Genomic DNA, 26,090 nt, shown 5'->3' with positions numbered 1-26,090 from the left:
TTTGAAAAGATAAGGAGGATTCTTAAGACTATTTGGATAATGTTTACGATCACGTTTTGTTTTTTAGCTGCTTCTGATTCATACTTTAAAACGACGAAGAAGATAAAAGAAGATAAGGAGGAAATCATTGGAACAAATTGTACAGATGTTGATAAGTATTGGCTTCGTTTTATTTATTTTATTTTCCTTCATCGTATTTCATTGCATAAAAAAATAGAGGTAAAACCCTCTACCGAATTCTACCTCTATCAACATGAACAAGTTTAGTTTAAAAATGTAAGAACTTGCTCAACCGCAGCTTTTCCTTGATCAATACAATCTGGAATACCAATACCTTCATAAGAACTACCTGCTAGAAACAACCCTGGAAGCTCTTGTTTCATTCCTTCTCGCACTGAACTAATCCGGAGCTTGTGCCCAACAGAATATTGAGGCATTGCCTGCTTCCATCTCGTTACGACAGAGAAATCTGGTTCTCCAGTGATATTCATAATTTTTTTAATATCCTGTAGAGCGATTTCTACGATCTCTTTATCCGAAAGGTCAATTACTTGTTGATCATCAGGCTTCCCAACAAAACACCGTAGTAATACTTTTCCTTTTGGAGTGGAGGTAGGCCATTTCTTGTGTACCCACGTACACGCTGTGATTCGATAACTACTATTACGAGAGACCACAAATCCTGTACCATCAATATCTTTTTGAATAGCAGATGCATCAAATGCAAGTGCAACATTCGCTACAGAGGTTGCTTTCATTTGATGCAACGGCTCAACAAAGGGATAATCACGAAGCATATGTGCGGTCGCAAAGTATGGGGTAGCCATGACAACAGCATCCGCCTCCATTGTTTCTTGATTTCCTAACAGAATATCATATTTGGAATCCCGACGTTTTATCTCTGTTACCTCTGTTTCTTTCCAAACCGTTCCATCTTCTAGCTTCGCTTCTACTGCATGAACGAGTGATTCCAACCCGTTTTTTAATGAATAGAACATACTTGGCTTCTTCTGTTTCCGATTAGACTTTGGTGGCTTTGGCACCGTTTTTTGTAACCCTTTTACTAAGCTCTGATGTTCTTGCTCTAGGTCATAAAAGTTTGGGAAAGTAGACATCAAGCTCAAATCGTCAATATCCCCAGCATAAATACCAGATAACAACGGCTCAATTAAATTTTCTACGATTTCGTCCCCTAACCGGCGACGAAAAAATAAGCCAAGTGATTGATCAGGTTGTGCTTTTCCTTTCGGTAAGACGAAATCAAAGCCTGCTCTTAGTTTTCCTTTCCATGAGAAAAGCGATGATTGCAAGAACGGTTTCACTTGGGTTGGAACGCCCATAAATGAACCACTTGGCATTTTATGAAGCTGATCATTTACAAGTATGTAGGATTGACCTGTTCCATTTTTAATCAATTCGTCTTCTAACCCAACGTCTTTCACCAATTCTGCAGCTGATTTTTTTCGAATTAAGAAAGAATCTGGTCCTCTCTCAATGGTAAATCCATCTTTCTGATAAGACATAATCTTTCCGCCTAAGCGACCACTAGCTTCGATTAGCTTTACTTCATAGGGTAGCTGCTTTTTCTGAATCTCTTCTTGCAAATAATAGGCGGCAGTAAGACCTGTAATACCGCCACCTATTACAACTATTTGTTTATTATCGCTCATGATTGATCAGAGCTTTTATATTTTGTTAGAACAACATTAGCTAGTGTATCGATAAATTGTGGTGCTACATTTGGCATCTCTGGGCGATAATAGTTTGCTCCCAGTTCGTCACAAACCACTTTACACTCATAATCATTATCGTAAAGGACTTCTAAGTGATCTGCGACAAATCCTACCGGCGCATAGACGAAAGATCGGTAGCCTTCTTGCTCATACAAATCCCTTGTTAAATCCTGAACATCTGGTCCAAGCCAAGGATCTGGTGTATTCCCTTCACTCTGCCATCCGAGCGCATAATTTTTAATCCCAGTAGATTCAGAGATTAAATCCGCTGTTCTTTTTAATTGATCCGGATACGGATCTCCATTTTGTAGAATTTTTTCTGGTAAGCTATGTGCAGATACCACTAATACAGCTTTTTCACGCTCTGCGTCATCCATCCCATTAAAAATAGCAGAGATTTCATCCGCCCAGTATTTAATAAATCCTGGTGCATCATACCAACTTTCTACCGACGTGATAGTTGTAACACCATATTTGTCTGCTTCTTTTTGAGCTCGTCCATTGTATGACTTTACACTAAATGTAGAATAATGTGGTGCCAATACAATAGAAACAGCTTCTTCAATCCCATCGTCCGCCATTTGTTTTACCGCATCTTCAATAAATGGCTCAATATGTTTTAATCCTAAGTATGGAACGAATTCTACTTCATCTTGCATTTGGTTTAACTTTGCTTCTAAAGCCTTTGTTTGATCTTGTGTGATTTTAGCCAACGGAGAAATTCCGCCAATTGCTTGGTAACGCTCTGTTAAATCTGCAAGCATTTCTGGAGTTGGTTTGTGTCCATGACGAATATCCGTATAATATCGCTCGATATCCTCTTCCTTATAAGGAGTACCATAAGCCATTACGAGTAATCCTACTTTTTTCTTAGTCAAGATTTCCACCTCTTACATGCATAGTTTTATTCATTCTATTTATAGGCGTGAATGAGTTCTGTTAACTTCATTAATGTTGCTGGTTTAATTTCAGGAGTAATCCCATGCCCAAGATTAAATACAAAGCCTGGTTGCTTTGTACCTTCCTCTAAAATGGCATGTGCTCTACTTTCAATCGTATCCCAATCCGAAAGTAAAATGGCTGGATCCAAATTCCCTTGCAAGGTTTTCGTAATCCCAAGATTACGCGCTTCCGTGATAGACATGCGCCAATCTAATCCTAGTACATCTACCGGCAAGTCATTCCACTCGAGAATTAAATGACGTGCTCCTACCCCGAACATAATCAAAGGAACACCTTCCTCTTTCAACTCTGAGAAAATTCGATGCATGACTGGCTTCACGTACGTGCGATAATCGGAAACATTTAACGTCCCAACCCAGGAATCAAAAATTTGAATCGCACGAGCTCCTGCACGAATTTGTGCTTTAACATACGTAATGACCATATCACCCAGCTTGTCCATAAGAAGGAACCAAGCTTTTGGATCACTGTACATCATTGCTTTTGTCTTATGATAGTTTTTGGAAGGCCCACCTTCAATCATATAGCTTGCAATTGTAAATGGTGCGCCACTGAACGAAATTAACGGGACATCTAGCTGTTCCTCCGTTAGAAGACGAATCGTCTCTAATACGTACGGAACATCAGATTCCGGATCAATTTCGCCTAATCTTTCAACGTCTTGTAGGGAACGAATCGGCTGATCAATGACAGGGCCGATTCCTTTTTTAATTTCTACGTCCACGCCAATTGCTGGGAGTGGAGTCATGATATCTTTGTATAAGATTGCTGCATCTACCCCGTATTGCTCTACTGGCAATCTAGTCACGTAAGCACATAATTCTGGCTGATGGGTAATCTCAAATAATGAATACTTTTCTTTTAACTCTCTATATTCCTTTTGAGATCTGCCCGCTTGTCTCATATACCACGCTGGCACATGATTAGTCGCTTCCCCACGAAACGCCTTCAAGATAGTGTCGTTTATTTGTCTCGACATGATTTTCACCCTTCGTTTCTAGTCCATTCCATTAACCACTATAACTATTTATTCCCTGTCTGTATAGCAATTGATACTAATTGTCACGAATTTGTTCACTTTTTGTCTACTATTGGTCTTTTTTTCAAATGAGGCTGGAACAAAAGTATAGTAAGCAATAATAAAACGAACAATTTAAATAGTGCCTATACCCCGCTCCGGAAATATACGACGCTTTCCGCGGGCGGCTGGTGAGCCTCCTCGTGCTGACGCACGGTGGGGTCTCACCGATGCCTTTTTCCCGCTGGAGTCTACGTATATTTCCGGAGCTAGTATAGGCTGTTGTTCGGCTTTTCGGCTTATCCTTTTCGTTATGTCCCAGCCCCAAGCAAATAATGTTGGGATTTCTTCCCTTTACCTGAAAGACAACGTAACCTGATTGGATGCTTTTCCTGTTTCATTCGTGAGCGGGTTGTACGGTTGAATATAATAGGTGTTTTCTCCAAAGAAATTAATCCCCTTCACCCGATACTCCCCTTCTCCTTTAACTTCTCCAATCTTCTCGTCTCCGTCCTCTGTTACCTTATATATGTGATAAACAACACGATTATCCGTACTTGGTGTCCATGTAAGCGATGCTTGTAAAATGGAGAAACCACCGAATTTATAGTCTGCTTTTAAGTCTTCCACAACAGGTAACGTAATAGGCTCCTGTAATTCTTCCACAGAATCAGGCTTTGTAAACGTAGAAGCTTGCTCCCTGTATTGATCAACCTCACGCAGTATGTTTTTCGTAATAGTCGTTGGTACTTCACTACCTTTGGTTAAATAATGCTTGTCATCTGATTGATCATACCCAACCCACATTGCTGTAACGATGTCAGGTGTGTAACCGACAAACCAAGCATCTTTCACCATGTCCTTCGCTTTAGGATGTTGAGTAGTTCCGGTTTTCCCTGCCAAGGCTTTCTCGTAATCTCCACTAGTTGCAGTACCGCGCTGAACAACACCTTCTAGCATTCTCGTCATGTTCCAAGCAACCTGCTCACTAAATACATTCGTTGTTTCGTATCGGGCTTCCGCTACCACTTCATCATTTCTATCGTAAATCGTATCCACTGTATAAGCGTGTATAACTTCTCCTTGATGAGCAAAGGCACGATAACTTTCTGCCAATTGCAACGGTGTCAGTCCTTCTTTTAGTCCACCGAGGGCAATCGATAAGCCCTTATCCGGAATAGATAGGTTCATCTTTTCTAAGTAATCCTTCGCATAGGTTATACCAATTTCATCTAGCAACCAAACTGCTGGGGCATTTTTGGACTCTTGAATGGCTTCAACCATGGAAACTGACCCTTCATACTGTTCATCATAATTGTGAGCAGTATAGTCCCCGTAGCTTCTTTTTTCATCTGGAAGAAGCGTGTATGGTTGATAGTCTTCTTTCATCATCGCTGGCCCATATACTGCTAAGGGCTTCATAACAGATCCTGGTTGGCGTCGAACCGTTACACGACTCAAATCACCGAGCTTATAATTTCGTCCACCAATCGCAGATAGAATTCCGCCTGACTTTTGATCGACTGCTACAAATGCTGCTTCAATACCGGATTCTGAACCAGAGAACGAGGCTTCATTTTGTAATTGCTCATAGGCTATCCTTTGAGCGTTCGGATCTAGGTTTACAACAATCCGATAGCCACCTCGTTTTAGCTCATTAAACGAAATATCAAACGTATTCGTTATTTCCTGTAGTACTAAGTCAATATACGAATCCAACCATGGTTGTTCTTTCTCTTTTTGGAGGTTGAGCTCCAATGTTTTACCTTGAAGCTGAACCATTTGCTCTGTTTCAAGCATATCTAGTTCATTCATTTCTTGAAGAACAATATTCCGGCGCTCCAAGGCTTTTTCTGGATGGTCTATGGGAGAATAAGAATTAGGTGCTTTTGCTAATCCCGCAAGGAGCGCCCCTTCACTAACCGTTAAGTCCTTTACATCCTTACTAAAATAATACCGCGAGGCTTCCTGAATTCCGTACTTCCCATGTCCAAAGTAGATTTCATTCATGTAATACTCTAATAGTTTTTCTTTTGTAAAATTCCGGTCTAAGTAAATAGCAGCCATTACTTCCTTTGTTTTTCGCATCCACGTTTTGTCATTGCTTAAAAACAGGTTTTTTGCAAGCTGCTGGGTAATCGTACTTGCTCCTTCTTTTTTACTCATTGACAAAATATCTCGTGATAGTGCACGCATTACTGACTTAAAATCGACACCGGCATGCTCGTAAAATCGATTATCCTCAATCGCTACGAATGCATTCGCCACATATTCAGGAATATCCTCAAATGAAACGTTTGTTCGATTCTCATCATAAATTCTTTTAATGACAATCCCTTCTCTTGTTTCAATGGTTGTCGCTTCTTTCAATATTAAATCCTTTTCATCCACTACAAACCTACCGCCAAACAATATAAATAAATAGCCAATAATTCCTAGAACAACTATGCTTCCTACTATATATAATGGCCATGCCCATTTCAAAGAGAACTTAGCCATATATTCTTTCCATTTCACGTCTTTCCCTCTTTTCCAAGTGATGCATGGTACTTATTATACACGGAAAGAATAGGTGGATGAATCGTAATCCACGAATCCTTCCCTATTTGTCTTACTTGATTAGATAATTCTTTGATTGGTAAACTAAAGAAAATATTAGACTTTTGAGGAAACAGGTGAAAAGTATGTATGCATTTATGACGAATGGTACGGTTGATTTTCTAGAAAAATATAAGCAAAAGCAAACAGACAAACATATTCTACTCATGCAAGGAAATGGCAATACAGTGGCTTATTATGAGGGAACAGAAAAGAAAATGTTTGAAGTACCACGCAAATACGATGTCGTTCTTTCTACAGGTTCTCTTCAAGATCACGGGTTTGTCGTTATGAATAACATCCCGGTAACGGATGAAGGTAAGCCTTTATTCGAGGATCAATTTCGAAATCGCGCTTCGTATATCGAAGCAGAACCTGGATTTCTAGCGTTTCGCTTGTTACGACCGCATAGTGGAAATACGTATATTGTCATGGTTCAATGGACATCCGAATCAGATTACGAAAGATGGAAAAATTCAGATTCCTTTAAAAAATCGCACCAAAAAACAGCTGGTGCACAGCAAACTCCAGCATTTTTCTCTGGAGCTCCTTATATCGGTACGTACTATATGATAGACGATAAGAAATAAAGCTTGAGGCTATGCCTCAAGCTTTATTTCTACTCTTCATCTAAAATATTCTCATGGATAAATGTATCCCATGTTTCCACAGGCTGTTCCCCATCGATACGTGCAACTTCTTCACCATTTTCAAAGTGGATCAAGGTTGGAGTTCCATTAATATTGTACGTATCCCATGGCTCTTCAAACTCCCATATATTTAATTTCTTCATATCTATCCCATAGTCTTCCATCATCGGAACTAAAACAGGCGTCGTACGCAAGCAATGTTCACATCTGGGACTATAGAAATATACGGTCACATCTTCCTTATTTTCTAGCTTTTCTTGAAGCTCATCTGGAAGAATTTGATTTTGATAGTTTGGGTCATCCAGTTGTTCAATGGTTGCTGAGTCCAATGTTTCTTTTCCGTACGGATTTCCTTCAGCTGCTTGTTTTTTCTGATATTGAACGACAAATGCAAGTGCAGCAAATAACAATATGATAACACCTAAAAAGAGGAACATTTTATTCTTCATTGGTCACGTCTCCTTTGTTGAACCAGTAACGTTACGTGTAAGAAAAAAATGATAATAAATGCTACTAAAGCTAAGAAAGGAATCGTAATAAATCCAAATACATTTATGTATTCTGTCGTACAGGGAATAATCCCACAGGATTCACCAGCTTCTCTTAAAGCGGGAACCTTTTGCAAAATGTAATGATACGTAGACACAAACATCCCAATACCACTCATTAATACTCCTGGAAAAGCAAATCTCATGTCCTTTTTTACGACTGCATAACCGTACATAATCACTAACGGATACATTAGGATTCGTTGATACCAGCACAATTCACATGGAATAAAATGCATGACTTCTGAAAAGAAGAGACTGCCTAACATGGCAACTACAGATTGTGCCCATATTATAAAAAGAATGGTATCTTTTTTCTCTTGCCCGTTTGCCATCATTTCCACTCCTACCACTTATATCATACGTATTATACTAGTCTTGTCCGAAAAGCAAAAGGGAATATTATCTCATTTTCGAAATAATCCATTTTTGTGCGCATAAACTGCGGCTTGGGTTCGATCGTGAACATCTAACTTACTCAATATGTTACTAACATGCGTTTTAACTGTTTTAATCCCAATAAAAAGCTTTTCACCAATTTCCTGATTCGTTAAGCCATCCCCGATACACATAAGCACTTCTAACTCCCTCTCTGTCAGTTGCTCATGAGGCTTAGCACTTGTATCACGGAAGCTAGTCATCATTTTGCTTGCTACCTTCGGCTCGATGACATTTTCACCTTTATATGCTTTTTTAATAGCAGTAACGATTTCTTCTGCGGTCGACGTTTTTAATATGTAACTAAAGGCACCAGCTTCCAGCGCAGGAAATACTTGCTCATCATCATAATAGCTAGTTAGAATAATAATTTTGCAGGTTGGGTAGCTAGTCATAATTTGCTTCGTAGCTTCAATTCCTGTTCCATTTTCCATAATGAGATCCATCAACACGACATCTGGCTTCTGTTCTAAAACTACCTTCGCACCTTCATCTCCACTGAATGCCTCTCCTACAATTTCCAAATCTTCTTCTGTTCGCAGGTAAGCAATGACCCCTTTACGAACTACTTCATGATCATCAACGACGACAACTCGAATCATTTCCCTTTCACCTCTATATGTTTTCTGTCTAAAATGCACTGAACTTGCAATCAAAGTGGGATACGAATGTCTATATGTGTTCCTTCACCTTTGTTCGTTCGAATAGCGAACGTACCGCCTAACTCTTCACAGCGTTCTTTCATCGTTTTCAATCCATAAGATGTTTTCTTCCGTTCATCTGTTTCTAAGTCAAAGCCTTGTCCATTATCCCCAACGTGAACAAACAGCTCTTTTTTACTTCTTGTAATCTCAATCGAGACCTCTGATGCATTTGCATGGCGTAACGTATTGGATAACGATTCTTGTACAATTCGGAAGAGATGTTCTTCTGTGGATTGGGAAATACCATCAATTTCTTCTAGCTGAAGGTGAAATTCGATTGGACACTTTTGCTTCAACTCCTCAACTAATTTATGAATACCAGAAATTAATGGCTCTCCTGATAAATCTACAGGACGCAAATGAAGCAATAGCGCTCGCATTTCCGTTTGCGCTTTTAATGCAGTGGACGAAATATCTTCTAGTTGCGACTTCGCTAATACAGGGTCTTTTTCTAGGATTCTTAAGGTGGCTTGTGTCATCATGGTTAACGCAAATAGCTGTTGACTAATTGCATCATGCAAATCACGTGCGAGCCTTTGCCTCTCTTCAATCGCTGCAGCTTTGTGAGCTGACTTCGCATACTCAGACTTTTCATCTGCCATCCGTTGCAACGACTTCACTTGGCTTTTTAGTTTTTCTCCAAGTTCGTTTAATTCATTACCTATCCTAGCAATTTCATCATCCTCATTAAAATAGACTCTTGAAGAATAGTTTCCTCGAGAAAGCTGTGTAATCAAAACAGATAGATAATCCATTCGGTCTTTCATGTCTCCACTTGATTTAAAACCAACATAAAACGAAAATATGAATCCAATTAAAACATAAGATATTACGAAAACAAAAATACTTATAGCCGACAACCAAACTGGCTCAAACACCACGTAAACGGACAATAAAATGGCAAGCAATGTCACAGTATTTAAGAACAATCCGTATAAATGGGAGCGAATATAGGTGTATCGGATCGTGTTTAAACGTTTTAACATAAAGGCACCCCTAAACCTTATTCACTTTGATGGATCCGGCTTTAAGATTAAGATAGATATCCAACTTTCGTGTTGCGGTTTCATAGTTTTCTGTTTCAAAATTTAACTCGCGGTTCACGCCATCGATGGAGTCCCCGAAAAGCTTTATATCTCCTGCTTTAACCTCCGCTTTCAAGCGAAATTCTAAATTTTCCGGCATCATAATACGAATATCTCCGACCCATCCTTGGATGCTGATAGGAATTTCTTTATCTGGAATAAATGCTTTGGTAAAATCAATTTGATAATCTCCCACCGCATTCCATAAGTCCATAGGCTCGACTTTCCAGTTTGGACTATTGAACTTATGATCTCCAATCACAAACTTTTTCTTGTTCTTTAACGCTTCTTCTTTATCTTTATGACTATCCGTATCAAAGATAAATTGGAAGTTTCGTTTCCGCTTCCGTTTACGAGAAGTACCAAAAATACTAAACCCTAAAAAGACAATAAGCATTGGCCATAGCTTATACACATCCCAAAACGCGAACGTCAAGATGTGAAAACGGTCTAGTAGTAGCAAGCCTCCGAAGATAACTAAAAAAAGTCCCGGCCAAACTCCACCTTGTCCTCGAATGGCATCCACCAACCATTTACATCCTAATAAAACAAAAAAGGTTGGATAGATATAGGCCCATGCTTCATCCATTTCCCATTCTATAACAGCTAAATTTTCTAATATTAAAGCAACCCCCGCTAATATAACAACGATTGCAACGATATTTCGAAAAAAGTGGTTGCGTTTCATGTTTCTTCACCCTTTACTTGTCTGATTACATAGATTCGTCATAAAATGTGAAAACCCTCTAAATCTATAAAGATACTTGTTATATCCAATGGAAAATTTTACGATACTTCAGCACTAGCTTCTTGTTTACTAAATTGATAGCCTAAAATACGTTTATTTCGACTATTGGCTAATGCAATCAGCATAACCATAATACCACCTGTTGCAATAATGTACTGAATATTTACCCCCATAGCAATAAGGGATGAGGTAACGGCATAGGATACTGGGATTAGTCCCGTAGACACAGTCATTAGAACACTCATCACACGCCCAAGCATCTTCTTTTCTGTCGACTGTTGAAGCATCGTTACAAGTGGAATATTTACAAGCTGGGTCATAAAACCCATAGTAGCAACAAAACAAGCACTTGCAATCAGATGAAAGGAAGCTCCAGTTAACACATAGAGTAAACCTAGTCCGAACGTACATTGAATTAATACGAGTCCAGGTCGTTTTAAATTTTTACGAGTAGCTAAAAGAATGGCTCCAGACAAGGCTCCAATTCCTAATGCACACTCCATAATTGTCAATCCGAGTGCATTCGATTCAAAAATATCCTTTACAATGATCGGTATTCCAATCGACAATGGACCCGAGAAAAAGAAGTTTATAAATAAAGCCATAACCATAATATTTAAAAGTAATTTGTTTTTCATCATATATACAAAGCCATCTTTTAATTCTTCTAACGGCTTCTTCGAAGATTTTGCTTCATTTTCTGTGATTGTAATTTGTAATACAGTCAAAGATGCTATAACTAACATAACAAAGGAAACGATGAATACACCTGTAAAGCCTAAAAAAACAATCATACTTCCGCCTAACGCAGGTCCTAATATTGGACTAATCTGTTGTGCCATCTGCATTAAGGAGTTTCCTCTTTGTAATTGATTCTCCTCCAATAAGGTCGGCGTCAAAGAATTCATTGCAGGATGGCTAAATGCATCGGATATCCCGAACAAAACAGCCATTACAATCAAGTGCCAAACCGCAATTGTATCGGTCCATACTAATAAAATCAGTATAAATAATAACAGAGCCCTCGTCATGTCTGACAGAAACAAAACGGTTCGCTTATTAAATCGATCCGCGATTACCCCACCAGATGTTAACAGTAGCAACCGGGGAACAGATGCTGCAAAAAATAGCATACCAAAGAAAAATCGGTCATCCGTAATACTCAGCATTAACCACTCTGCACCAATTAAATAAACATAGTAGCCAGGAGCTGAGAAAAAAGCCCCCATTAATAAAAATACAAAATTTCGGTTCCGTTTTATAGATGTACCATCCTTTTGATTATTGTCAGGCATCGATTCGACTGTACTCACTATGTTTTCCCCTTCCAGCTATTATTCTTTAACTTTATTGTAAAGAATAAATCTACCAGCCTTAACGACCGGTAGATTGGTTTTATCTCAGCCTAGAGACGGAAGTGTTTTATGTTTTAGATATACGGAATAATCGATCTTGTAAATAAGAAATAAGAAGGTATAGACCGATCCAAGAAATTAAAAACAGGAAACCAAATGCAAACCCTGCAAGTACATCAGAGAGATAATGAACTCGTATTACAAACCTACTCATTCCAATCAAGAAAATAAGAATAATACCTGACCAAAAAATCCATTGTTTTGTCGTCGTGTTCTTTAAATATCGATACAAGAAATAAATAATCAATCCATATCCTATCAACGACACCATTGCATGTCCGGATGGAAAACTGTATCCTTGTCCCTCTGCAGCCTCCAATATTCGTGGGCGTTCTCTTTGAACGAGTACCTTTATCCAATGATTCATCCGGTAACCAAGGAGCGTTCCCGTAAAGATAAAAAAGCCAGCTAAAAATTGTTTATAATACATTGCAATTAGTATTGCCATAATAATACTGAACGGAGTTAAAAAGGTACCAGACCCCAACTCAGTAATCCATCGAAATACTAGAAAGAAAATATTTCCCTCCAAATTCTTTACAAGTGGAGCTGATAGTCTGTCCATCAGAGGAATTCCTCCGTTCACAATACGAAAGGTCAAGATAGAACTGATGAGCAAAGCGATCGTACTCGCAAGTACAATCCAGATTGTTTCCTTTTTCATTTGTATCCCCTTTCCTCTTTTTACCTTATAAAGTTTATGCATGACAAGTTTCGGGTATTTATAAAATAGAACAAAAAGAAAGGATGATGATTTATGGCTAACAATGTACACAACATTAAAAACAATAGCAAATTAGAGGCATTAATTGATGGGTTGAATGAAGACCTTGCAAACGAATATGCTGCAGCGATTATGTACACGTACAATGCATCCGTCGTATCCGGACTATATCGTTCCATCCTCAAGCCTTTCTTTGAAGATGAAATCAATGACGAAATTGGACACGCTTTATACCTTTCCGATAAGATTACAACACTCGGAGGAACTCCTACTACAACTCCGGTAAAAGTTAAGCAGCTTACGAATGTGAAAGAAATGCTAGAGGAAGCTCGCAAAGCAGAGCAAGATACGATTGAACGGTATGAAAAACGAAAAGAACAAGCAGAAGAGTTAGGCTTTACGGAGCTTGCCGTTAAATTGGACGATATGATTGCAGATGAAACAGGACACAAAGAAGAAATTGACCGCCTATTAATGGATTCTCGATTCTGATACATCAAGGAAATAGAAAGGGGCTGTCTCAAAAGGCCTCTTTGAAATGAAAAAGCCACGGAGATATTCATTTTTCTCCGTGGCTTTTTCGGTGTGAGCTTATTTCCGCTATGAAACAGGCGGTTCCACTCTGCCTGTTTCAGGAAGTTGTGGGCCATCGCGACCAGTCCAAACTCTATCCTTACTTTATCGATCCCACGAAGAGAAAATCGCCGGAACGACCGATTGCCCTTGATATGACCGAACACACTTTCCACCTCCACTTTTCGTCTGGCGTAGATACGTGCTCCTTTGTCACACCAAAGGTTTTCCCTTGCTTCCTTCTTCAGTTGTTCAAATGCCGGGTTATAGTAAACGCGCCGGTTTCCTTTTGCTTTCGTGCACTTTTCTTTTAATGGGCATCCACTACACTCTTCGCATTCATAGACCTTGAATGTTCGCGTATAGCCGTACCGATCGGTACGGTGCGAGTGGAATTGAAAAAGAACTTTTCGTCCATTCGGACAAATGTAATAATCCCCATCCTCCTTGTACTCCCAGTTCATAACCTGACTTGGGTCTTTCTTGAACGAACGGGACTGCTCTTTTCGCATCGTGTTGTAGGGAATGAGTGTTTCAAACCCTTCCTTCTTTGCGTATTTATAATTGACTTCTCCACCATACCCTCCATCAGCGACAATTGTATTAGGGAACGGAAGCTCTCTGGCCTGTAGTTTTTGAATGTGTGGTTCAAAACAACGGGTGTCCGTTGGACGCTGATGGATCGAGTAGCCGAGGATGAATTGATTTTCTGTTCCTGCCTGCACATTATAACCAGGTTTCAGTTGTCCATTCTTCATATGATCTTCTTTCATTCGCATAAAGGTGGCATCCGTGTCTGTCTTGGAATAACTGTTCCGGTCACCGAAGGTGGCCAGCTGGGTTTCATACTTTTTTAAACGAGGTAGGTAGTCCTGGCTCAACGTTTTATAGATACGTCGTTTAGCACGGAATACTTCCTTTTTTTCTTTCTTCTTTTCCTTATCATTTTCTTCTTCGACGGCTTTTTCCGCCTGTTCTACCTGGGTTTCTACCTGCTCGACAACTTTTTCGAGTTGCTCCGAAGTTACTCGCTTGGCAGGAGACCCTTCATCCGGAAGTATTTTTTCATCCATCTCAATGGCATCTTCAATATCCGCGAATGTTTGATCCAATTTTTCCTGTAGTTTTTCTTCGTAACGTTGGACAGATTTTTTCCACACAAACGTGTATTTATTGGCATTCGCCTCGATTTTGGTTCCATCAAGGAAGTAGTTGTCCATGGATATGTACTCTTGATCGATTAGAAGCTTAATCAACTCCGTGAATAAAGGTTCAATAATTGCCTTCATACGTTCTGAGCGGAACCGGTTGATGGTTCGGAAATCTGGTGTCTGTTGGCCGGCCAGCCACATCATCGGGAGATGTTCCCGAAGGGCTTTGGCGATTTCACGGCAGGAGTAGATTTTTTGCGTGTAGGCGTATAAGATAACTTTTGTCATCATTTTGGGATGATAGGAGCTCCGGCCACCCCCTTGGTATTGGGAAAAGAAGATATCATCATTCACCTGTTCCACCATGGCATGAATGACGCGGACCACATGGTCCTCTGGAATTAAATCACTGAAGTCCATTGGTAGAACCAACTGACCCATGTTATAATCAATGAAAGTAGCCGAAGAGTTACTCATAAAAAATCGCCTCACTTTTCGTTTTTTGTTGGTTTGGTCGCTTACATTATAACGAATGAGGCGATTTTTTTGTATGTAAAAGAGAAGATTTTTGCATTGTTGATTGCCAATTTGGGAAGGGAATCGTTTCCCAATGCCACTTTTCCGGCACCAACAGTAATAAAAGAAAAGGGCTGTCCCAATTAGTCTATACAGACTTATGGGACAGCCCCTTTCTATGCTATAATACCTCCAAGGGAGGGATTCATATGTGGAATCAGTTACATCAACGAATAGATGACCTTTATGATGAAATGGTAGAGATGAGAAGGTATTTACACCAGTATCCAGAGTTATCATTCCATGAAAATAAAACGGCGGCCTTTATTGCTGATACATACAAAAAACTCAATATTCCTTATCAAGCTAATGTTGGTGGAAATGGCGTGATTGCCCGATTGAAGGGATCAAAGCCCGGACCAACGATTGCATTTCGCGCAGACTTTGATGGACTTCCGATTCAAGATGAAAAGGATGTACCTTATAAATCGAAGATCGACGGAGTGATGCACGCATGTGGGCATGATGGGCACACGGCAACTCTACTAACGTTGGCAAAAGTATTAAAAGAAGTACAAGAAGAGCTTTTTGGGGAAATCATTTTCATTCACCAACACGCGGAAGAATTAGCACCAGGAGGAGCAAAACCAATTGTAGAATCTGGTGTATTAGAGGATGTGGATTATGTATATGGCAACCATCTTTGGACAAATGCCCCCTACGGAGTTATTCAGACCGCACCTAAAGAGTTTATGGCTGGTGCCGATCGTTTTGAAATCACAATTCAAGGAAAAGGGGGACACGGTGCCATCCCGCATCAAACGAACGATGCCATCGTCATTGGCTCACAGTTAGTGACAAATCTCCAACAAATTGTGAGTCGGCGAATTGATCCACTGGCTACTGCCGTATTAACGATAGGAACATTTCAAGCCGGTACAACCTTTAATATAATTGCAGATAAAGCACACATCACCGGTACCGTTCGAACCTTTGATCCGGAGCTACAAGATTTTATTATTCAAGAGATGGAAAAGGTTATGAAAGGTACAACTACCAGTTACAATGCAACCTACACGTTTGACTACGAAAAAGGATATCCACCTGTCATCAATCACCCAGAACAAGCTAACATTGTTTTACAAGCTGCAGAGCAAGTGAAGGGTGTAGAAAAAGCTGAGATGGTTGTTCCAAGCATGACAGGAGAAGACTTTTCCTATTACTTACTTGAAAAGCCTGGAGCATTCTTCTTCACCGGAGCACAAAAAGAAGGACACATTTATCCGCACCATCATCCTAAGTTTGATATCGATGAGCGGTCCATGGTCCTTGCTGCCAAAACCTTTATAGAAATTTTAAAGAGCTATGATCATTAAGTAAGCAATCGGAGACGGTAACAATTTTGTGCCGTCTCTGCTAAGTGTTCTAAAAATCGCCCATTTGCTACTGCTCCAACAATCGCCCCAAAACCAGGGATGAGCTGCAGCATCTTGACTAAATCAATGGTGTCTCGATATTCGAGTTGAAGGGTCTTCCAGTCCATGTCAGCATGTTCTTCTGTATCCCATCGTACAATCTGTTGAATAACTTCTTTTCGTTTTTCCTCACTTGAAAAAGCGAGCAAAAAGACGTGAAGCAAAAATAATCGTTCCTCTCTACTTCTTACGTCATAACCATAGAGCTGTCCAACATCAAATAGAAACTTCATCTTAATCGCTAAGAGCAGTGGGAAATCAGCCAGCCCTAAAACAAATCCTCCCGCTCCGGTTCCAGCCCCTTCTATCATAGCTGTTTTCTTATACACATTCTTTCTCTCTTGAACCTCTTGTTCTCGCCTCTCTAAATTCCAATCTTTCTCTACTTGAATCGAATAAATATAATCGGAGGAAGTGAGCGATAGCTCAATCATCCGTTTAATACTTTCCGTCACAACTTGATGGACACGATTGGGAATCATTGCGTTTACTTTAGTTTGTAAGTGTTTAGAAGAACGCTGGAAAAGTGATGACTTCTTAAGCAAAGAATGCTGAAACCGTTGTGCTTCTTTAAGTGCTTGACGCTCATATTCCTTTTCATCCATTCCCTCCGCTCCTTCACGCCAGTTGTTTACGAACATAGCCATTCACAAAGAAATAACTAAAAATACTACCGCCAACCAATAGGATAGCAAGCCCTAACCATTGTCCAAGGACTAAGAAAATAAGACTAAACACAAACGTATTTACAACCATAAGCTGGAGCAACCATTTTACAAAAGACTGCTGTCGAACCGATTTTGGAATTGGATATAGATCTATCCATGCTACTGTACGATGGTGCTGCCATAAAGTTGTAAGCTGGAATCCTGAAAGATAAATAAACAGAAATCCAAAAATGATTTTTATCCAAATCGATGGGATGTAAATGATACATAAGCTCCCAATGGCTAATAAACGAATATACATCCCTAAATAGTCACCGCTTCGAATCGTCGTAATGCGATACAAATAATCATACGATTTCAATCGTTGAAAAGGGACGAAACTGATTAATAAACGGACTAGCCAGTGACGCTTCTTTGTTCTATTTTGCAGATGTGGTACGTCCGTAAATAAGTTCGCAATCCGATAAAAGGTGTGCATTTTTAATCGGTCTTTCTCTACAAGTAAGTCCCAACACAACCCTGATTGGCGCTTAGATAAGGAATACGCATATAGCATTAGAAATAATAAAAGTACTGTTGTAATACCAGCGAAAACAATCTCACCTTGTAAATAAAAAAACACCGTCACGATAGATAACAAGGTTCTAGCTAGCTGATCAAAGAAACGAGACTGCGGGTTTCGAACCTTCAACATCCACCATGTTGAAAAAAGAGCCCATATTTTGAAAACGAACACCAATACTAATAAAAGGATGTAATTCTGCGATGTAAAGTCCTCAAACACTGCAAAATATAACGGGGCCTAAACCAGCGAAGATGAGAAACACTAAATAAAGCTGAATGACAAGGCTATATAGTAAGGCATTACGAAAATATGGCCTCATTTTATGCTCTGCTGGAAGTAGAAATACGAGATCTGGTTCTTTTAACAAAGTTTGAATTGGACTGTAGCTTGCAACAAATCCCATCAAAATAGCCATTACCCAGATCGATGGAAACCCTTCAGGGATATCAAGTAGCCATTGCTGATAGTAATAGACTAATGCTGAAAGAATGAATAGCATCACGATAACAAGATGACCATTAAATATATATTTTAAATATCGGCTGAGCTCTTTAAAATGCTCAGAAAAACGTTTTCTAAAAAGCTGTTGAGCATCAAACATGTGCATCTTCTTCCTTCGTTAATTGAACATACAAGTCATCCAAGGTAGCATTCGGCATACGGAATTGCTCTCGTAATGCCTCCAATGTTCCCTGTGCTTTTACTTTTCCATCATGTAAAATTACAAATCGATCACAATATCGCTCTGCAGTTGCTAATATATGAGTGGACATAAGCACACCCGCACCTTTATCCTTCATATCGTTCATTAGTTGAAGGTAGGATTGGATGCCAAGCGGATCTAAGCCAACAAACGGCTCGTCCACGATGTATAGTTCTGGCTCCACGAGAAAGGCACACATAATCATTACCTTTTGTCGCATCCCCTTTGAGAAATGGACCGGAAACCACTTCAGCTTCTTTTCTAATCGAAATTCTTTTAGTAATGGCTGAAGGCGTTGTTCAAACGTTGCTTCGTCTAATCCATACGCCATGGCTGTTAATCTCAAGTGTTCGTAAAGCGTTAATTCTTCGTAAAGAAGCGGCATTTCTGGAATATAGGAAAACTTTCCACGATATGTTTCTGGTGAAGCTTGAAACGTTTTCCCATCTATTTCAATTTTCCCTTTTTTTGCTTGCATGATGCCAATGATATGTTTAATGGTCGTACTCTTCCCGGCCCCATTCAGTCCAATTAAGCCAACAATTTCATTTGGATACACATCAAAGGAAATCCCATGTAATACATTTTTATTCGTGTATCCCCCGACTAGTTGATCTATATGTAGTAAAGGATTCAAACCAGTGTCCTCCCTTTCCTAAGTTTATTATAAAACGGTTTCGAGCCAAGTCTGTTACATCAGAAACTAAGTCGCATTTCTAACTAACGCTTTCTGTCCTAACGTATAAAATAGTACCATTTTCCAGTTCTTTTGCCAAAGATAGTCTGTATGAAAAATGCAATTCCCGCACACAATAATTTTTGAAGGAGCAAGGAAGATTTATGGTAGCTCTTCACAACGTATCTTGTGGTCAACCACGAAATGAGGTGTTGGTGGGAGAAGACTTACTTTTTTTGTAATCCATTTGTTTAACTAACTCAAAAATGAGGTGTTGACGAAAGATTACTCACTTAAGTAATTCAATGGAATCATTCCCCTGGTTCTATTTCATTACGAAAGAAAAAGTGGTCCAGTAACATCTCCTTCTCCTTCAAAGAGCGGGTTATCCTTTAGCGAAAATCACTCCGTTGATTTAAGCTATGCGGATATACCCGCTTCTTTTTCCTTCATCGTCTCCATTCCTTTACAATCCTTGTCCATCCTATATAAAATAGATGCAACGAAACAAAATAATATGAACGAACAGGAGTGGTTTGATGAGTCAAGAAACGAACGATTGTATTTTTTGCAAAATCTTAGCAGGAGAAATTCCATCCGCAAAAGTGTATGAGGATGAAAATGTTTTTGCTTTTCTTGATATTAGCCAAGTAACCAAAGGACATACACTAGTCATTCCAAAGGCACATCATAAAAACATCTATGAAACACCTGCACCAGTTGCTGAAAAGCTATTTTCCAGTGTGCCAAAAGTAGCGAATGCCATCAAAGAAGCATATTCACCAGCTGGATTAAATGTACTTAACAATAACGAAGAAGCTGCCGGTCAATCCGTATTTCATTTACATATCCATTTAATTCCGAGATATGGAAAAGGCGATGGCTTCGGTGCCGTTTGGGAGACCCATACGAAAGAATATTCTTCAGATGACTTACAGCAAATTGCAAGTGACATCCAATCGAAGATTAAAAATTAGGATTCCGCTAAAATCTTATGTTTCTCCTTCCCCCTTTTTGGTACAATGAAAATAGAATGAAAGCTTTTTCAAATATGGATTAATGTGGGGAAAAAACATGAACCTTCAAGGAAGAGTTTTACGTTTTCTTTTGATTATAGTTGGGATTGCAGTTATTCTTCATGTAATCGTCCCACCTGTCTTGTTAGGAATGAGGCCGGACATGATGCTGGCCATGATGTTTTTAGGGATAATGCTTTTTCCAAGTCTCCCTTACGTCTTTTTGTTATCTATTCTCACAGGACTAGTTTCAGCCATAACGACATCTGTTCCTGGCGGAGAAATAGCCAACCTAATTGATAAACCCCTAACAGCACTATTCTTTTACGGGGTATATTTCGTCCTAACAAAGAAAATAGACGCTCAAGTTGCTGCACCTATATTAGCTGCATGCAGTACGATGGTAAGTGGTACTATCTTTTTATTTCTATCCCTGTTTATTGTTGGAATATTTGAAGGGAATTTCTTCACACTCTTCCATACAATAGTAATTCCAACTGCTGTTTTTAATACGATTTTCTTAGTTGTCCTATTTCCAGTAGCAAATCGGATAGTAGATACAAGAAAGTTAGGAATACATGTTTAAATCATAGAAGTAATGTGAACAAGTAGAATAGTTGAAAAAAGAGGTGTTTCAAATGGCAAATGCAAAATCCATACTATTAGGAATGGTTGTAGGTGGTGTCGCAAGTGCAGCTGCTACCCTCCTAACTGCCCCTTCTTCCGGAAGAGAACTGCGAACACAAGTAAAAGAACGCAGTCAAGATTGGGCAAAAGCATTAAATCAGTTGAAAAAAGATGGGGCTCAGCTAAAAGAGCAAATTACTCAAACTTCACGAGAAGGTGTATCATTAATTAAAGACCTTTCTGAAGATATGAAAACATCTATTGATAGTTGGAGAAAAACCGTTGAACCACACCAGAAAAAAATACAAAAACATTTATCCGAAATTGAAGCAAGCTTAAAAGAACTAGAAGAGAAATCTAAAAAAGAATAGTCGTTTTAAAGCATGAGTTCGGCGTGATCCGGACTCGTGCTTTTTTTATGAGGGTAAGATTGGGTGCCCAGCCCCCCCACGATAATTCAAAACGGCATCCCCATAGATGCCAGGAATGCCATCCACATTATCTATTCAGGTTAAGACGGTAAGCTCTCACAATGATACCGTCGTTTGCTGGTTCAAAATCATATTGAGGCAATCGTTCAAATCCAAAGCTTTCATATAATCGCATTGCACCTGTCATAAAAGAGCCTGTATGCAATCCAATGTAAGCATGGCCATTTTCTTTAGCTCTGGCAATACATTCTTTAATCAGTGAGGATGCAATCCCTTTTCCTCTAGCTTCAGTAGCAACGGCTAACATGCGGATTTCTGGATAATCTAATGCTTCCACTTCTCCCTCATATGCATCGGAATGTGGTGGATAAAGAACTACACTTCCTACGATTTTTTCATTAATTACTGCCACAAGTATCTTTGCGCCAGATGTCATGTCTGCTTCGGATGAAACAGCCCTTTTTAATACTAGCCAGTGGTCTTTATTCACCGAGTTTGCATGTTCCGCATAGGCTGCCACTCGCTGTTTTCTTATAAAAGCTAACTCATCGATGTATGCCTCTCTTATAATCATCTTGCAGACTCCCGTAGAAATTTATCTTCCTTCCCGCTTAACGATTGTCGATTGTGCGGGGTGTTCCACTCGGACTCATCCGGTCCCTTCGGAAGGATTTTCACGTCTTCTTTATCTGGATTAATCGTAATAGACAAGTGATAATGGCGCTTAATAGCATCAAAATTAGTCGTATCTCCGAATCCAGACGTTTGATATAAATCTCTTGCATACCCCCAAAGGTTCGGAAATTCTCGTAACAGATTACGGTTCGTATTAAAGGCCGTCACATATGCCGCATCAAAACGAGCCAATGTTGTATAGAGTCTTACATCCGAGTCTGTAATGTAATCGCCAAACAAGAATCGTCTTGTCGCTAACCGTTCTTCCAATAGATCGAGTCGGTTAAAGAGAACATCATATGCTGCTTCGTACGCTTCTTGGGATTGCGCGAAGCCACACTTATAAACCCCGTTGTTTACCTCATGGAAAATGACATCACTTAACGCGTCAATTTCTTCTCGCAATTCTAAAGGATAAAGGTTCGGAGCATTTCTCTTATGAAACCGTGCCCATTCCACTTCGAAATAATTAGTTAAGCGGAAATAATCATTTTGTACAGCTTCTCCTTTTTTCAAATCAATCATCACTGGAACAGTTGGTCTTCCCATATAATCCGGATCTGTTTTTACATATATTTCACTCAAATATTGAATACCTAAGACAGGGTCCACTCTGTTTTCATCCAAAGAAAATTCCCAATCTACTCTGTCAATTCTTGGTCTCATAGGACTGACGGTTCCTAAGCTAATTGCTTCTTCTAACCCCAAAATTCGACGTACGATGACGGAACGATGAGCCCATGGACATGCTGGGCACCATATTAGTCGATATCTTCCCGCTTCAACTGGAAGCTCTTCTTTCGTGCTTCCGAACGGCGTTGTAAATCGGTTGACCTGTCTTTTAAAAGACCCGTCCTTACTAATCTCTTTTGGGTTTTTTGAAGCATTACTAGTATTAAATCGAACTTCACAGCTCGCATCTTTATTGTACTCAGACATACTACTTTCCTCCATCTTCCTCGAATTCGAGATATTTGTCCTATTTAGTATATCGTGATTCACACCTAAATCAAAACATTCCACTCGATATCTCCGCTCATAAAAAAATTAAAAAAGAAGTTACCCTCGTAACGAGAGTAACTTCCTCTTAACCATTTTTTATTCAGCTGGTTGTAGGTCCTCAATAGAATCTACATCCATGTACTTCGGTACAACTAGACCGATTTTCGCACCTTCAAGGTTTGCACCTAGGTCTACTAAGTTATCCTTATGTTCTTCATAAAGGTCACCGTGAGTTCCTGGTAACCAAGCTGCTACCATACCATCTGCTTCGCCACCCGCAATAGATTGCCACATAACTGCGTTATCTAGAGGAGTGATGGTTACGTCAAATCCTTGGTTACGTAGTACTTCTGCTACTACATTTGTAGAAGCAACTTCTGTATCCCACTCTACGTACACTAGTTCAATTTCTTTACCATCTACTTCTTCTGTACCTTTTGTCCACTCAGATACTTTATCCGCATTTTCTTCTACCCATGCTTTTGCAGCTTCTTCAGGGTCTGCTCCGTTGTTAATTTCAAGCATTACATTTTCAATATCTTTAGATTCCCATTGGAACTGATCTAAAATCTTATATGCGTTTGGCATGTCTTCTTCTAGACCTTTGCGTACCATTGATTTGATTTGTTCCGCTTCACCAAATACACCTTTTGGATCTTCTAAATATTTTAGGTCATATTTTTGGAATTTCCAGTGTGGGCTCCAACCTGTTACAATAATTGGTTCTTCGTTCTCAATAGCATCCCCTAATGCAGTTGCCATAGCACCACTAGAAGACGTTACAACTTCCCAACCAGCAAGACTGTCATAGTTTTCAACTGCTTTTTCAGCAGCTCCAACTACACCAGCACCAGGCTCAATACCTGTGATTTCATAGTTCAATTCTTCTCCATAGTTTGTAGAAGCTGAGTCACTTCCACCTTCGGCATTTCCTCCATCAGAATTACCTTCATCTCCACTTCCACAACCTGCAGCAACCAAAGTTAATGAAAGACCAGCCGCTAAGCCAAGACGTTTCAGACTAAGTAATGACATAACTAAAAACTCCCTTTTTTAATATTTTGTATATGGTGAACTTTCCACATCGGAAAAGTTGCCAACCTTTTATTTTTCTTTGTTAAGACTTTGTGTCATCCGGTCAATGATAATCGCTAAAATAACGATTCCTAGACCAGCTACAAACCCATTACCTACATTCGCTCTTTGTAAAGCAGACAGCACGTCTCTTCCTAGACCAGGTGCACCGATCATAGATGCGATAACAACCATAGAAAGAGAAAGCATAACCGTTTGGTTAATACCTGCCATGATGGTACCTTTCGCCATCGGAAGTTCTACTTTAAATAGCTTTTGAGTACTCGTACTACCAAATGCTTCAGATGCTTCTACCAATTCCTTCGACACCTGACGAATTCCTAGGTTTGTAAAACGAACCGTCGGTGGTGTCGCAAAAATAAGGGAAGCAAAAATTCCAGGTACCATCCCAATTCCGAAGAATGCAACGGCCGGAATCAAATAAACGAATGCTGGCATCGTCTGCATGAAGTCCAGAATTGGTGTAATGATTGCTTTAGCAACATCACTTTTCGACATCCAAATTCCAATCGGTACTCCGATGATGACCGATATTAAACTTGCCGTAATAACAAGGGTAAGCGTATAGATTAAAGCTTCCCATAAATCTTGGTTCCAAACTAATAACAATCCTGCAAGTGTAAAAATGGAAAGTCCTATCCTCTTCCCACTTACAAAGAAAGCTAACAACGTAAAAATGACTATAATAACTAGTGGCGGAACCTCCGCAAGAAGGTCTGCTACATTTTCAATGAAATCACCAAAATCTTCTTCAATTGGTGTAAAGATAAATGAAAAAATATCTGTAATTTGATCTGTTAACCATTCCACCCATTCCGCTAACGGAATGGAGGGTACATTTTCCATAAAATTAAGCATTCTCTATATTCACCTCACTGTCACCTGCTAGCGCTGCAATTACAGCACCTCTTACGATAATCCCTTGCAGCTTGTTGTCCTCTACCACTGCGATTGGTACTGGTGAATTGTGTATTACATCAAAAATTTCATGCATAGTTGTATCTCTTGTCACCGTAGGTACATCGGTTTTTAGAATTTGGTTGATGTCCCGGACGTCATTCTTACGAGCTTCAGATGCGTCATCTGCAGTCACGTACCCTTTCAGGTTTCGTTTTCCATCCGTTACATAAATACTGGATAGTCCTTCTTCTTTCATTCTTTCTAGCGCAACTCTAGGACCATGCTTTTCAATATTTATCGTTTCTGGACGCTTCATAATGTGCTCTGCTGTTAATACTTTTGATCGGTCTACGTCCTCTACGAATTTTTCTACATAATCATTAGCAGGGTTTACTAGAATTTCTTCAGGAGTACCAATCTGTACGATAGAACCATCCTTCATTAAGGCAATTCGATCCCCAATACGTAACGCTTCATCCAAATCGTGTGTAATGAATAGGATTGTTTTTTGCATGGACTCTTGTAATTCAAGTAACTCGTCCTGCATCTCTTTTCGAATAAGTGGATCTAGAGCTGAGAATGCTTCATCCATTAATAGCACTTCAGGGTCATTTGCTAACGCTCTCGCTAACCCAACACGTTGCTGCATTCCACCTGATAACTGACCTGGATATTGGTGTATATAGTTTCCTAATCCAACTAGTTCTAATGATTCCTTCGCTTTTTGCTGTCTTTTTTCTTTATCTATCCCTTGAACTTCCAGTCCGAATTCAGCATTTTCCAAGATAGTACGATGTGGAAACAAGGCGAAGCGTTGGAATACCATACTTAACTTGTCTCGTCTAACTTGACGAAGACTTTGCTTATCCATTTTCGCTAAATCTTCTCCATCAATCAGTACACTACCCTCTGTTGGTTCAATTAAACGGTTAATTAAACGCACAAGGGTGGACTTCCCACTACCTGAAAGTCCCATAATAACGAATATTTCTCCTGCTTCCACTTCAAAGCTAGCACGATTTACACCAACCGTATTTCCTGTCTTTTTGAGAATTTCGTCTTTTGTTTTTCCTTCGTTAAGCAATTTAATTGCTTGTTTGGGATTTTTACCGAATATTTTCGATAATCCATCTACTTTAATTACAGGCACATAGCTCACCTCTCTATAAATTTATATTTCTAGTTGTTCAAACGCCCAACGGAGCTTTGTTTCGGACTTTGAATACCTAGGAAGTAAGTACCTTTATCTAAAAACACCAATCATGGAAATAGGAATTTCGAATTACCTTTATTACTATATCCCCTTTTACACATTAAATTCAAACCATAAAAACGGATAATTACGTACAAAAAGTACGTACAGTTTGAACTGTACAAATTATATACAGTGTTT

The 26,090-nt window shown here is 39.4% G+C and carries 26 protein-coding genes and 1 pseudogene; 6 read left to right on the top strand and 21 right to left on the bottom strand.

The features are described 5' to 3' along the window. Window positions 1-263: 263 nt before the first annotated feature. From hemY to FN924_RS05860, 4 genes are all read right to left on the bottom strand, one after another. Entirely contained in the window at window positions 264-1,670 is a 1,407-nt protein-coding gene (hemY, locus tag FN924_RS05875) for a protoporphyrinogen oxidase (RefSeq protein ID WP_143892620.1), read from the bottom strand. Continuing rightward, on the bottom strand, window positions 1,667-2,611 hold the full coding sequence (hemH, locus tag FN924_RS05870) for a ferrochelatase (RefSeq protein ID WP_143892618.1): 945 nt from the start codon (window positions 2,609-2,611) through the stop codon (window positions 1,667-1,669). Before hemH ends, hemY begins: the two co-directional genes overlap by 4 nt. Window positions 2,612-2,646: 35 nt before the next feature. Then, on the bottom strand, window positions 2,647-3,675 hold the full coding sequence (hemE, locus tag FN924_RS05865; RefSeq protein WP_143892616.1) for a uroporphyrinogen decarboxylase: 1,029 nt from the start codon (window positions 3,673-3,675) through the stop codon (window positions 2,647-2,649). A 393-nt stretch (window positions 3,676-4,068) separates the two neighbouring features. Next, the gene (locus tag FN924_RS05860) at window positions 4,069-6,231 is read right to left on the bottom strand and encodes a transglycosylase domain-containing protein (protein ID WP_228409590.1); all 2,163 of its coding nucleotides are present in this window, start codon (window positions 6,229-6,231) and stop codon (window positions 4,069-4,071) included. 167 nt (window positions 6,232-6,398) lie between these two features. On the opposite strand from FN924_RS05860, the gene FN924_RS05855 reads away from it, so the two are divergent. After that, the gene (locus FN924_RS05855; protein ID WP_143897137.1) at window positions 6,399-6,902 is read left to right on the top strand and encodes an antibiotic biosynthesis monooxygenase family protein; all 504 of its coding nucleotides are present in this window, start codon (window positions 6,399-6,401) and stop codon (window positions 6,900-6,902) included. Between the two features lie 29 nt (window positions 6,903-6,931). On the opposite strand, the gene FN924_RS05850 is transcribed toward FN924_RS05855, so the two are convergent. The 7 genes from FN924_RS05850 to FN924_RS05820 all read right to left on the bottom strand — a co-directional run bounded on the left by FN924_RS05850 (window position 6,932) and on the right by FN924_RS05820 (window position 12,564). Continuing rightward, window positions 6,932-7,411 carry a thioredoxin family protein gene (locus FN924_RS05850; protein ID WP_143892614.1) on the bottom strand — a complete coding sequence of 160 codons (480 nt, stop codon included), beginning with the start codon at window positions 7,409-7,411 and terminating at the stop codon, window positions 6,932-6,934. Continuing rightward, entirely contained in the window at window positions 7,408-7,845 is a 438-nt protein-coding gene (locus FN924_RS05845) for a disulfide oxidoreductase (protein WP_143892612.1), read from the bottom strand. The genes FN924_RS05850 and FN924_RS05845 overlap by 4 nt, the downstream gene beginning before the upstream one ends. Window positions 7,846-7,917: 72 nt before the next feature. Beyond that, window positions 7,918-8,550 (bottom strand): response regulator, encoded by a 633-nt coding sequence (locus FN924_RS05840; RefSeq protein WP_143892610.1) that lies wholly within the window; start codon window positions 8,548-8,550, stop codon window positions 7,918-7,920. A gap of 50 nt (window positions 8,551-8,600) precedes the next feature. Beyond that, window positions 8,601-9,638 (bottom strand): sensor histidine kinase, encoded by a 1,038-nt coding sequence (locus FN924_RS05835; RefSeq protein ID WP_143892608.1) that lies wholly within the window; start codon window positions 9,636-9,638, stop codon window positions 8,601-8,603. Between the two features lie 10 nt (window positions 9,639-9,648). Then, a complete protein-coding gene (gene liaF, locus FN924_RS05830) occupies window positions 9,649-10,425 on the bottom strand; it encodes a cell wall-active antibiotics response protein LiaF (RefSeq protein WP_143892606.1) in 777 nt (258 codons plus the stop codon). Between the two features lie 98 nt (window positions 10,426-10,523). Next, on the bottom strand, window positions 10,524-11,798 hold the full coding sequence (locus FN924_RS05825; RefSeq protein WP_228409589.1) for an MFS transporter: 1,275 nt from the start codon (window positions 11,796-11,798) through the stop codon (window positions 10,524-10,526). 109 nt (window positions 11,799-11,907) lie between these two features. Next, on the bottom strand, window positions 11,908-12,564 hold the full coding sequence (locus FN924_RS05820; RefSeq protein WP_158633948.1) for a phosphatase PAP2 family protein: 657 nt from the start codon (window positions 12,562-12,564) through the stop codon (window positions 11,908-11,910). 93 nt (window positions 12,565-12,657) lie between these two features. Here FN924_RS05820 and FN924_RS05815 point away from each other — a divergent pair, with 93 nt between their 5' ends. Beyond that, a complete protein-coding gene (locus FN924_RS05815; RefSeq protein ID WP_143897135.1) occupies window positions 12,658-13,116 on the top strand; it encodes a ferritin-like domain-containing protein in 459 nt (152 codons plus the stop codon). 20 nt (window positions 13,117-13,136) lie between these two features. Here FN924_RS05815 and FN924_RS05810 read toward each other — a convergent pair. Beyond that, a pseudogene (locus FN924_RS05810) lies at window positions 13,137-14,825 on the bottom strand (IS1182 family transposase); the annotation flags it as partial. A gap of 248 nt (window positions 14,826-15,073) precedes the next feature. Here FN924_RS05810 and FN924_RS05805 point away from each other — a divergent pair. Then, window positions 15,074-16,240: a M20 metallopeptidase family protein gene (locus FN924_RS05805; protein WP_143892601.1), complete on the top strand. Its 1,167-nt coding sequence runs from the start codon at window positions 15,074-15,076 to the stop codon at window positions 16,238-16,240. On the opposite strand, the gene FN924_RS05800 is transcribed toward FN924_RS05805, so the two are convergent. Genes FN924_RS05800 through FN924_RS05790 form a run of 4 tightly spaced genes read right to left on the bottom strand, consistent with a single transcriptional unit; the run spans window position 16,237 to window position 18,912 of the window. After that, window positions 16,237-16,944: an EcsC family protein gene (locus tag FN924_RS05800; RefSeq protein ID WP_143892599.1), complete on the bottom strand. Its 708-nt coding sequence runs from the start codon at window positions 16,942-16,944 to the stop codon at window positions 16,237-16,239. The genes FN924_RS05805 and FN924_RS05800 overlap by 4 nt on opposite strands. Window positions 16,945-16,957: 13 nt before the next feature. Next, the gene (locus FN924_RS05795) at window positions 16,958-17,791 is read right to left on the bottom strand and encodes an ABC transporter permease (protein WP_267129009.1); all 834 of its coding nucleotides are present in this window, start codon (window positions 17,789-17,791) and stop codon (window positions 16,958-16,960) included. Continuing rightward, window positions 17,784-18,173 (bottom strand): ABC transporter permease, encoded by a 390-nt coding sequence (locus tag FN924_RS19520; RefSeq protein ID WP_267129008.1) that lies wholly within the window; start codon window positions 18,171-18,173, stop codon window positions 17,784-17,786. The genes FN924_RS05795 and FN924_RS19520 overlap by 8 nt, the downstream gene beginning before the upstream one ends. After that, window positions 18,166-18,912, bottom strand: coding sequence for an ABC transporter ATP-binding protein (locus FN924_RS05790; protein WP_143892597.1), 747 nt, complete (start codon window positions 18,910-18,912; stop codon window positions 18,166-18,168). The genes FN924_RS19520 and FN924_RS05790 overlap by 8 nt, the downstream gene beginning before the upstream one ends. Before the next feature lie 578 nt (window positions 18,913-19,490). Here FN924_RS05790 and FN924_RS05785 point away from each other — a divergent pair. From FN924_RS05785 to FN924_RS05775, 3 genes are all read left to right on the top strand, one after another. Then, the gene (locus FN924_RS05785) at window positions 19,491-19,928 is read left to right on the top strand and encodes an HIT family protein (RefSeq protein WP_143892595.1); all 438 of its coding nucleotides are present in this window, start codon (window positions 19,491-19,493) and stop codon (window positions 19,926-19,928) included. Window positions 19,929-20,025: 97 nt separating this feature from the next. Further along, window positions 20,026-20,553: a tryptophan transporter gene (locus FN924_RS05780; protein ID WP_143892593.1), complete on the top strand. Its 528-nt coding sequence runs from the start codon at window positions 20,026-20,028 to the stop codon at window positions 20,551-20,553. 52 nt (window positions 20,554-20,605) lie between these two features. Next, window positions 20,606-20,965, top strand: a complete 360-nt coding sequence (locus FN924_RS05775; RefSeq protein ID WP_143892591.1) for a YtxH domain-containing protein — start codon at window positions 20,606-20,608, stop codon at window positions 20,963-20,965. 127 nt (window positions 20,966-21,092) lie between these two features. Here FN924_RS05775 and FN924_RS05770 read toward each other — a convergent pair whose 3' ends face one another. From FN924_RS05770 to FN924_RS05750, 5 genes are all read right to left on the bottom strand, one after another. Continuing rightward, on the bottom strand, window positions 21,093-21,599 hold the full coding sequence (locus FN924_RS05770) for a GNAT family N-acetyltransferase (RefSeq protein ID WP_143892589.1): 507 nt from the start codon (window positions 21,597-21,599) through the stop codon (window positions 21,093-21,095). After that, complete coding sequence (locus tag FN924_RS05765; protein ID WP_143892587.1) at window positions 21,596-22,639, bottom strand: glutathione S-transferase family protein; 1,044 nt, start codon at window positions 22,637-22,639, stop codon at window positions 21,596-21,598. Before FN924_RS05765 ends, FN924_RS05770 begins: the two co-directional genes overlap by 4 nt. 159 nt (window positions 22,640-22,798) lie before the next feature. Next, window positions 22,799-23,737 (bottom strand): glycine betaine ABC transporter substrate-binding protein, encoded by a 939-nt coding sequence (locus FN924_RS05760; protein WP_143892585.1) that lies wholly within the window; start codon window positions 23,735-23,737, stop codon window positions 22,799-22,801. A 69-nt stretch (window positions 23,738-23,806) separates the two neighbouring features. Continuing rightward, window positions 23,807-24,655, bottom strand: coding sequence for an ABC transporter permease (locus tag FN924_RS05755; protein ID WP_143892583.1), 849 nt, complete (start codon window positions 24,653-24,655; stop codon window positions 23,807-23,809). Continuing rightward, a complete protein-coding gene (locus tag FN924_RS05750) occupies window positions 24,648-25,847 on the bottom strand; it encodes a quaternary amine ABC transporter ATP-binding protein (RefSeq protein ID WP_143892581.1) in 1,200 nt (399 codons plus the stop codon). The genes FN924_RS05755 and FN924_RS05750 overlap by 8 nt, the downstream gene beginning before the upstream one ends. Window positions 25,848-26,090 lie beyond the last annotated feature (243 nt).

Source organism: Radiobacillus deserti (assembly GCF_007301515.1).
GTDB lineage: Bacteria > Bacillota > Bacilli > Bacillales > Amphibacillaceae > Radiobacillus > Radiobacillus deserti.
This window is presented reverse-complemented; position numbering and strand designations above follow the sequence as displayed.